Annotated in this window: 9 protein-coding genes; 6 read left to right on the forward strand and 3 right to left on the reverse strand. The window is 66.9% G+C overall.

Features of this window, described 5'->3' with window-relative positions:
* Window position 1: 1 nt before the first annotated feature.
* Window positions 2–1,348, reverse strand: a complete 1,347-nt coding sequence (locus EGT50_RS01035) for a coenzyme F420-0:L-glutamate ligase (protein WP_408014571.1) — start codon at window positions 1,346–1,348, stop codon at window positions 2–4.
* A gap of 26 nt (window positions 1,349–1,374) precedes the next feature.
* On the reverse strand, window positions 1,375–2,391 hold the full coding sequence (gene cofD, locus EGT50_RS01040) for a 2-phospho-L-lactate transferase (RefSeq protein WP_127950761.1): 1,017 nt from the start codon (window positions 2,389–2,391) through the stop codon (window positions 1,375–1,377).
* 461 nt (window positions 2,392–2,852) lie between these two features.
* Between cofD and EGT50_RS17125 the strand changes: the two genes are divergently transcribed.
* On the forward strand, window positions 2,853–3,086 hold the full coding sequence (locus EGT50_RS17125) for a WhiB family transcriptional regulator (protein ID WP_206615728.1): 234 nt from the start codon (window positions 2,853–2,855) through the stop codon (window positions 3,084–3,086).
* Between the two features lie 23 nt (window positions 3,087–3,109).
* On the opposite strand, the gene EGT50_RS01050 is transcribed toward EGT50_RS17125, so the two are convergent.
* Window positions 3,110–3,601 (reverse strand): metallopeptidase family protein, encoded by a 492-nt coding sequence (locus tag EGT50_RS01050; protein ID WP_127950763.1) that lies wholly within the window; start codon window positions 3,599–3,601, stop codon window positions 3,110–3,112.
* Window positions 3,602–3,760: 159 nt separating this feature from the next.
* Between EGT50_RS01050 and EGT50_RS01055 the strand changes: the two genes are divergently transcribed.
* The 5 genes from EGT50_RS01055 to EGT50_RS01075 all read left to right on the forward strand — a co-directional run bounded on the left by EGT50_RS01055 (window position 3,761) and on the right by EGT50_RS01075 (window position 9,132).
* Window positions 3,761–4,159, forward strand: a complete 399-nt coding sequence (locus tag EGT50_RS01055) for a DUF3499 domain-containing protein (RefSeq protein WP_127950764.1) — start codon at window positions 3,761–3,763, stop codon at window positions 4,157–4,159.
* Between the two features lie 213 nt (window positions 4,160–4,372).
* Window positions 4,373–5,755 (forward strand): phosphomannomutase/phosphoglucomutase, encoded by a 1,383-nt coding sequence (locus EGT50_RS01060; protein WP_127950765.1) that lies wholly within the window; start codon window positions 4,373–4,375, stop codon window positions 5,753–5,755.
* A 78-nt stretch (window positions 5,756–5,833) separates the two neighbouring features.
* On the forward strand, window positions 5,834–6,952 hold the full coding sequence (locus EGT50_RS01065; protein WP_127950766.1) for a tobH protein: 1,119 nt from the start codon (window positions 5,834–5,836) through the stop codon (window positions 6,950–6,952).
* The gene (gene manA / locus EGT50_RS01070; RefSeq protein ID WP_127950767.1) at window positions 6,952–8,196 is read left to right on the forward strand and encodes a mannose-6-phosphate isomerase, class I; all 1,245 of its coding nucleotides are present in this window, start codon (window positions 6,952–6,954) and stop codon (window positions 8,194–8,196) included. The genes EGT50_RS01065 and manA overlap by 1 nt, the downstream gene beginning before the upstream one ends.
* A 15-nt stretch (window positions 8,197–8,211) precedes the next feature.
* Window positions 8,212–9,132: a cation diffusion facilitator family transporter gene (locus EGT50_RS01075; protein ID WP_127950768.1), complete on the forward strand. Its 921-nt coding sequence runs from the start codon at window positions 8,212–8,214 to the stop codon at window positions 9,130–9,132.
* Window positions 9,133–9,134 lie beyond the last annotated feature (2 nt).

A 9,134-nucleotide genomic window follows, 5' to 3' on the forward strand; every position in this document is an offset into this window, starting at 1 on the left:
CCTACAGTTCCAGCAGGGCGTCGCCCGGCGTCACCGGGGGACGGGGCGACAGCGGTTCGACGGGATGGCCCACGGCGATCGCGCCGAGGGGCTGCCAGTCGGCCGGCAGGCCGAGTTCGGCCCGGACGGTCTCGGCCGCGAATATGGTCGACCCGATCCAGCAGCTGCCGACGCCGCGGGTCGCGAGCGACACCAGCAGGCCCTGTACCGCCGCCCCGACCGCAACGGTGAACATCGTCGCCTCGGCACGCGTGCGCCGCTCGTCCGGATAGTCGTGAGCGCCGTCGGGCACGCAGAACGGGATCACCACCTCCGGGGCGCGGAAGAGGATGTCGCCGCGCGACACTCGACGCTCGATCCGGTCCTCGCTCAGGCCGTCGCCCGCGAGGTCCTCGCGCCAGCGCTGCTGCATCGCGTCGAGCAGACGGCTGCGGACGGAGGCGCTGCGCAGCCAGACGAACCGCACCGGACGGGTGTGGTGCGGGGCGGGAGCGGTCAGGGCCTCTGCGATCGAGTCCCGCAGTGCCTCGGGGGCGACCGGCTCGTCCGAGAACTCGCGGATCGAGCGGCGCAGCAGCAGCGCTTCGCGACGGCCCAGCTCGAGTGCCTCCGCGGTACCGAGCCAGAACAGGTCCTCGGGTCCCCGGCGGATCAACTTCTCGGCGGCAGAGCCGTCATCGTCGAGCCCGAGGCCGCGCACGACCGCGACGGGCACGCCACCGAGCTTGCCCTTGACGAGATCGCCGGCGGCCGCGATCTCGTCGGCCACTGCGACCTCGGTCACGAACAATTCGTTGCCTTGGCTGTCGACGGTTCCCGTGTACGCGTGCAGAACAGGGACGCCCGCCGCTCCGATCGCCGCATCGATCTGGCCGACCCGCCAGGCGCGTCCCATCGTGTCCGTGACTACCACCGCGACGTCGACGCCGAGTCGAGACTTGATGTCCGCGCGAAGCTTTCGTGCGCTGCCATCCGGATCCTCCGGCAGCAGGGCGAGTTCGGCGCCGTCGACATTCGACCCGTCGATCCCCGATGCCGCTTGGACGATGCCCAGCCTGTTCTCGGTGATCAGTGTGCGCCCCCTCCGGGCCAGAACACGGACGGCTTCCTGGTCGACGAGGCGCCGTCGGGCGGCGTCGCGCTCCTCGGGGTCGGTGGGGGAGGCGACGATCCGCCCCTCGACCTTCGAGAACACCTTGCTCGTGACGACGAGCACGTCGCCATCGGCGAGCCAGGGCGCCGCCTCGACGATCGCCGCTGAAAGATCGTCGCCGGGTCGGAATTCGGGAAGGTCGGCGACGGGTAGGATCTCGATCGCCCGGCCGGCGCCGTGGTCTTGAACGGTCACAGTCTCACTGCTGTGATTTCGGTCGTTCACAAGTTCACTCCGGCAACGTCGAGGGCGGCACGGACCATCTCCGCCGTCGCCTCGGGATCGGTCATCAGCAACGGGACACTGCGGACCTCGACGCCGGGGACGTCGGCCTGGTCGGTGGAATGGATCAGCCAGCCGTCCAGGATGCCGGCGCCCGAGCGCGCGCCGTAGTGACGGCCGATCGCCTCGGCGGAGGTCTCGACACCGATCACCTCGAGGCACTCGTCTGCCATGCCACGCAATGGTTTTCCATCGATGATGGGGGACAGGCCCACGATCTTGGCCTTGGTGGTGCGCAGCGCCCCACGGATCCCGGGAACGGCCAGTATTGCGCCGACGCTGACGACCGGGTTCGACGGGGCGAGCAGGACGACGTCCGCGGACTCGATCGCTTCGACGACCCCAGGCGCCGGTTTTGCCTGCTCTGCGCCGACGTGCGCAAAGCTGTGCGTCGGCACCTGCGCACGGTAGCGGACCCACCACTCCTGGAAGTGGATCGCGCGTTGCTGCTCACCGGTGGGGTCCTCGGGATCGGTGACGACGACGTGTGTCTCGCAGCGGTCGTCACTGACCGGTAGCAGTGCGACGCCGGGCTTCCACCGATTGCAGAGCGCCTCGGTCACGGCCGACAGCGGGTAGCCGGCGCGCAGCATCTGGCTGCGGATCAAGTGCGTGGCGATGTCACGGTCGCCGAGGCCGAACCAGTCCGGTTGAGCGCCGTAGGCGACGAGTTCCTCTTTCGCATTCCAGGTTTCGCCGACATGGCCCCAGCCGCGCGCTGGGTCGATCCCTCCGCCGAGGGTGTACATGCAGGTGTCTAGGTCTGGGCAGATGCGCAGGCCGTGCATCCAAACGTCGTCGCCGACGTTGACGACGGCGGTGATCCGGTGCTCGGTGTCGGCGGACGAACCTGGGTTCTTCGATGCGTCACCCCCGGTCGCGCCGCCGAGCAGACTTCGAACACCTTGGAGGAAACGAGCCCCTCCGACGCCACCAACCAATACAGTCACGTTCACAACCTGAAGCCTATCGGTGGTGTTGTGCGCCAGACGGCGCCGTCTCATCGGCCGAGGTGTACCACGCGTGCGTGGGGCGGGAATCATAAACGAACATTTCCGATTCCGCTTGACCCGACACGCCACGGCATGTCTAATCACATGTACGTCATTCCAAGTTCGAGGGGCGAGTTCACTTGGAACGGCCCTCGGCTCGAACCATCGTTCGGGCATTTGTCCGGACGGTTGTCGGGGTGGGAACGGCAGTACAGGATTCGAGAGCGATCCAATTGTGCGCTGTGGACAGGTGAGGAGGCGGAGCGATGCAACACCAGCAATACGAGTTCGACACTCCCCTGAGCGTGATCGGCGGTATACCGCGGACCGATTCCGATGCGGACGCTGCAGCCAGCGTCGGCTCCGATGGTCTCGAGTTGAGAGAAACTGCTCCCCGGCTGAGCCTGATCCCCGGCTTCGCCGCGATGTTCGACGACGACGAGGAGCAGTGGCAGGACCGCGCACTGTGCGCGCAGACCGACCCCGAGGCATTCTTCCCGGAGAAGGGTGGGTCCACACGCGAGGCCAAGCGCATCTGCATGGGGTGCGAGGTTCGAGACGAGTGCCTCGAGTACGCGCTGGCAAACGACGAGCGATTCGGAATCTGGGGCGGGCTCTCGGAGCGTGAGCGCCGGCGCCTCAAGCGCGGAATCGTCTGACGACCGGAATCGGTCGTCGGCCCTCAGTCGTCGGCCCCGGGTACCTCGGGGTCGACGACCTCCGGGCCTACACCGAGGTACGTCGCGACCTGTTCGACTAGTACGTCGTGAACGAGATCCTCGAGGTCCTGAGGATCCTTGGCACGCAACTCGATCGGTCGCCGGAAGAGAACGATGCGTGCGCGTGTCGCGGTCCCGTGGCGATCGATTCCGGCCGGAATCAGTCGCGACAACGGGACAGGCCCGTCTGCCACCACCTCCGGCGGCCAATTCACCGAGTCCGGGTCGATGGCCCGGATTCGTGGCACGTCGTCCACCGCGATGTCGAGTTTGGTGAGCCGATCGTGCCACCGTGCATCGATCGGTTCGAACGCGCCCAGAACGGTGTGATCGAAATTCTCCGCACGTGTCCGCGCCGCGGGCAGATCCGGCGGGAACAGTGGTCCCCGGATCCCACGACCTCGCCGCGCGACCGAACGCGATGTCAGCGGGCGGGAACGACGTGCTCTTGCCATGCAGGCGAGATTACAGCGGGGCACCAGAGCGCCCCCCGCTATCCACGGCCGGCACCTCCCGTCGGCCGGCGTCGCCGCGGGGGTCGGCCGTGGTTCGGGCTCCGTCCGTCGGTGTGTCCCGGTAGGTCTACCCGACGCCGGGGGCTAGTCTCTTTACTTGTGAGATCACTACGTCGTTGCTGCCGGCCCGGGTGCAAGAACCCCGCTGTTGCGACCCTGACGTATGTGTATTCCGATTCCACCGCCGTCGTCGGGCCGCTGGCCACGGTCGCGGAGCCTCACTCCTGGGACCTCTGCGAGACCCATGCCTCGCGGATCACCGCACCCAAGGGGTGGGAGCTGGTGCGGTACGAGGGCGGATTCTCCTCCAGCACTCCCGACGAGGACGATCTGACGGCTCTCGCTGAGGCCGTACGTGAGGCGGGTTTGCGTGAGCGCGCCGGTGCCGAGTCCGGATCGGCCGAGTCGCGGCCGGGTGTTGCGTCGTCATCGACGACTCCCACTGCACGCACCGGTCGTCGCGGTCATCTCCGGGTCCTTCCCGACCCCGCCAACTGAGCATCTCACCTCGGTGGCGCTGTTTCACCGGTCGCCTCGGAGTCTTACTCCCGCGTCGGCCCCGACCACGAAATTCGACATAACGCCCGGGGAGGCGCAATCGGGGCGCTGACCACTAGGCTCGGTGCGACGATTCGACTCGCTCACCACACCGAGCCGAGTAGACCGGTGCGACCAGTGTGTCGCATCAATGAACAGCAGGAGTAAGCAGCAGTGACTCGATCCGCCGAATCCGTGAATGCCGTGATCAAGGCCTACGATGTGCGTGGTGTCGTGGGCGAGCAGATCGATCCGGACTTCGTGCGCGACGTGGGTGCGTCGTTCGCTCGACTGATGCGCGACGAGCAGGTCGGCGGCGAACGCGTGACACGGATTGCGATCGGCCACGACATGCGCGAGTCGTCTCCCACGCTCTCGCGAGCGTTCGCCGACGGAGTCGTGGCACAGGGCCTCGACGTCGTACACATCGGACTGGCATCGACCGATCAGTTGTACTTCGCGTCGGGGATCCTGAACTGCCCGGGCGCGATGTTCACTGCCAGCCACAATCCCGCCAAGTACAACGGCATCAAGCTGTGCCGTGCCGGCGCCAAGCCGGTCGGTCAGGACACGGGTCTGAATCTGATCGCTCGAGAGGTCGCCGAGGGCGTGCCCGCGTACGACGGTCCGGTGGGGACCATCGCCGAGGACGAGCTGCTCGAGCCGTACGCTGCCTTCGTGCGTGGGCTGGTGGACCTGACCGGGCTGCGCCCGCTGAAAGTTGCGGTCGACGCCGGCAACGGGATGGGCGGACACACCGTCCCGGCGGTGTTCGGCCCCATGCCGGTGACGGTCCTGCCGCTGTACTTCGAGCTCGACGGCTCGTTCCCGAACCACGAAGCCAACCCTCTCGATCCAGCGAATTTGGTGGATCTGCAGACTCTCGTACGCGAGACCGGTGCGGACGTCGGACTCGCGTTCGACGGCGACGCCGACCGCTGCTTCGTCGTCGACGAGAAGGGCGATCCGGTCTCGCCCTCGGCGGTGACCGCCCTGGTCGCGGAGCGTGAACTCGCCAAGGAGTCCGGCGGCACCATAATCCACAACCTGATCACGTCACGGTTCGTCCCCGAGCTGGTGGAGAAGCTCGGTGGTACGGCGGTTCGCACCCGGGTTGGGCACTCGTTCATCAAGCAGCAGATGGCCGAGACCGGTGCCGTCTTCGGTGGTGAGCACTCGGCGCACTACTACTTCCGCGACTTCTGGGGCGCCGACTCGGGCATGCTGGCGGCGTTGCACGTGTTGGCGGCTCTCGGCGAGCAGGAACGGACTTTGTCGGAACTGATGCAGTCCTACGAGGGCTACGCGGCGTCCGGTGAGATCAACTCGACTGTGGCCGATGCCGCCGAGCGCACGGCCGCCGTGCTCGACCTGTTCGCCGACCGCGCGGTCGCCGTCGATCGGCTCGACGGCGTTACCGTCGATCTCGCGAACGGGGCATGGTTCAACCTGCGCGCATCCAACACGGAGCCATTGCTACGGCTGAACGTCGAGGCGCGGACCCCTGAGGCGGTTGATGAACTCGTCGCAGAGATCCTGGGAGCAGTTCGCGCCTAGTCCGCGCGTTGCTGGGATACTCGAGTCACCTGAACTCGTCGAGGTACAGGGAGAGGGAGAAAGGGAGGTGTGTCGGTGATGACAGCTCCGTCGTCTCTGCTCGATCTCGATGACGTTGACGCTCTGCTCGCGGCGGACGTCGATGGCTCGCTCCGATTCGCTGCGCTCGGGGGTGCGCAGATCCGTGCTACCCAGGCCACGGTGGAGGAAGACGGCCTCGCGCGACTGCACGGTCTGCAACCTCGCAGTGTGGTGCTTGTGACCGGCGACGGATGCGCGTCACGTGCGGCCGAATTGTTGACGGCCGCGGTCGGTAGCCGGATCGGCATCCCGTTGGTCGAGAGCGTGGGAACCCCAATGTGGGTCGGGCCCCTCGATGTGGTCGTCGTGGCCGGTGACGACGCCGGTGATCCGCGGCTCGTCGAATCCGTGGACCGCGCGTTGGGACGCGGCGCTGAGGTCGTGGTCGCCGCTCCGGACGAGGGGCCGCTGCGCGCCGCGGGCGCGGGCCGTGCGACCACCCTGCCGCCGCGGGTTGCGGTACCCGACCATCACGGGCTGCTGCGGTATGTCGCGGTCTTTCTCGCCGTCCTGATCGCGATCGAGTCCGAGCGGGTGGCCGCGGTGTGCCCCGACCTGGGCCGCCTCGCGGAAGCGGTCGACGACGAGGCGCTGCGCGATCACCCGCGCAACGAGGTCTTCCACAATCCGGCCAAGTCGCTCGCCGCGCGTATCCGACGGCGCAGGGTCGTTCTCAGTGGCGATACCCGCGCCACCACGCACCTGGCCCGACACGGAACTGAGGTCCTCCTGCGCACCGGCGGCGCTGTCGCCGCTGCGGCAGACCTGTCGGAGGTTCTCACAGCCGGGCCCCTGTTCACCGCCGCGGGTTCGAGGCCGACCGGCGAAGACTCGCTCTTCCACGACGAGCAGATCGATGGCCCGATGCCCGGAATGCCTTTGCGTGTGTTCGTCTTGGCTTCGGAGGCGAATCGGCCGGCCGTCGAACGCCGGGTCGCTGCTTTGCCCGATGCCGACGTCGTCGTCGCGGCGTCGGATCAAGCCGGTCCACTGGGGCCGCCGGGATCCCCCACGGAGACAACAGCTGTCGCACGTGGAGAGTTAGAGCAGATTGCAGTTCTCGCCAGCCGGCTCGAGATGAGTGCGGCATACCTACGTTTGATCGGCGGTAACTAGTGCGCCAACTCGAAGGTGCGCTCCGTTCTTATGCATGGGGGTCACGAACCGCGCTTGCGGAGCTGAGCGGCCGCCCGAGCCCCAGCGCCCATCCGGAAGCGGAACTGTGGCTCGGCGCCCACCCCGCGGACCCCGCACATGTCATCGAAGACGGCGCCACGCGGTCTCTGCGGGATGTCATCGACGATGCCCCCACCCGGGAGCTCGGCGACCGGTGCGTCGCCACGTTCGGTGCGCGGCTGCCGTTCCTGCTCAAGGTTCTCGCCTCAGAAGAGCCGCTTTCGCTGCAGGCACATCCGAGCGCCGATCAGGCTCGTGAGGGCTTTGCGCGCGAGGAGGCAGCAGGTATTCCGGTCGACTCAGCCGAGCGCAACTACCCCGATGCGAGTCACAAGCCTGAGCTGGTGGTGGCGCTCACGCGATTCGAAGCACTCGCCGGCTTCCGAGATCCGCATCGGTCTGTACGGTTGCTCGGTGCCCTGAACGTCCCGGAACTCGAGCCGTACGTAAGTCTGCTCGCCGGCCAACCCGATTCGGGCGGTCTGCGCGCACTGTTCACCACTTGGATCACGTTGCCGCCGAAAGCGCTTGCGGCGTTGGTCCCACCCGTCCTCGACGGCTGTGTCGCCTACCTGTCGAGAACCGAAGCCGGGGACCTCGAATTCGCGCAGGAGGCTCGGACCGCGCTCGAACTCAGCGAGTGGTACCCGGGCGACGCCGGAATCCTGGCATCTCTGCTCCTGAACCGGGTGACGCTCGAACCAGGGCAGGGTCTGTTCCTCGACGCCGGCAACCTGCACGCGTATCTCCATGGCACGGCAGTGGAGATCATGGCGAACTCGGACAATGTCCTGCGAGGCGGGCTGACACCCAAGCATGTCGATGTGCCGGAGCTGCTGCGGGTCCTCGACTTCGAGTCGGTCGACGTCCCGGTACTGACTCCCATCGCGACCGAGAACGTCAGGGAGGTCGGGTACCAGACTCCGGCACCGGAGTTCCGGCTCTCACGTATCGACCTCGATGCCTCGGGAACCGAGACCGGAGCAACGACCTTCGGACCTGACGGACCACAGATTCTGCTGTGCACGTCCGGCGCGGCCAAGGTCGGCTGCGGTTCGCAGTCGTTGATGCTCGAGCGAGGGACAGCAGCTTGGATCTCGGCGTCGGACAACGAGGTTCACATCCAGGCTTGTGCTGAACACGCCCAGTTGTTCTTGGCCGGCGTAGGCGCGGTCGACGCCTGACGAGGGGTGTGTCCGGTGTCGGCTGGCGGGGGTAGGAAGGCGATCTTCGCGGCACTGACGGCGAACGCAGGAATCGCGGTGGCCAAGTTCGTGGGCTTTGCCATCACGGGTTCGTCGTCGATGCTGGCAGAATCGGTCCACTCGGTGGCCGACACATCCAATCAGGGGCTGCTGTTGGTCGGCCAGAACCGGGCCGAGCAGCAGGCCGACAAGCTCCATCAGTTCGGCTACGGGCGCAACCGCTATTTCTACGCCTTTGTCGTCGCACTGGTGCTCTTCACCCTCGGTTCGCTGTTCGCGATCTACGAGGGTGTCCACAAGATTCAACACCCCGAGGATCTGTCGTCACCGATCGTGGCCGTCATCATTCTGATGGCCGCGATAGCGCTCGAGGCCTACAGCTTCACGATCGCAGTTCGGGAATCGCGTCCACTCAAGGGCAACGCCAGTTGGTGGCACTTCATCCGGACGTCGCGCACGCCCGAGCTGCCGGTCGTCCTGCTCGAGGACGCCGGTGCACTCGTCGGCCTCGTCCTGGCGCTGGGCGGTGTCGGGCTCACCATGCTGACTGGCGATCCGGTGTGGGACGGCATCGGAACCCTTCTCATCGGAGCGCTCCTGGGCATCATCGCGATCGTCCTGATCATCGAGATGAAGAGTCTGCTCATCGGTGAAGGTGCCACGCAGGACGAGGAGGATCGGATCCTGGCGGCCCTCGTCGACGGCAACCGGATCGAACGGGTGATCCACTGCCGCACCCAGTACCTGGGACCCGAGGAGATTCTCGTCGCAGCCAAGGTTGCGATATCGCCGGGCTCGGGAATCGCGGACGTCGCGGCGGCGATCGATCAGGCCGAGGCCCGTGTCCGGGACTCTGTCCCCGCTGCCAAGTTGATCTACATCGAACCCGACCTGTACCGCGCGACCGTCGGCTAGCG

The sequence above is a fragment of the Rhodococcus xishaensis genome (assembly GCF_004011825.1).
GTDB lineage: Bacteria > Actinomycetota > Actinomycetes > Mycobacteriales > Mycobacteriaceae > Prescottella > Prescottella xishaensis.

Excerpts from the sequence above, each read along its gene's own strand:
- EGT50_RS01050 (WP_127950763.1), bottom strand. The coding sequence starts at position 3,601 with ATGGCAAGAGCACGTCGTTCCCGCCCGCTGACATCGCGTTCGGTCGCG.
- EGT50_RS01065 (WP_127950766.1), top strand. The coding sequence starts at position 5,834 with ATGACAGCTCCGTCGTCTCTGCTCGATCTCGATGACGTTGACGCTCTG.
- EGT50_RS17125 (WP_206615728.1), top strand. The coding sequence starts at position 2,853 with ATGTTCGACGACGACGAGGAGCAGTGGCAGGACCGCGCACTGTGCGCG.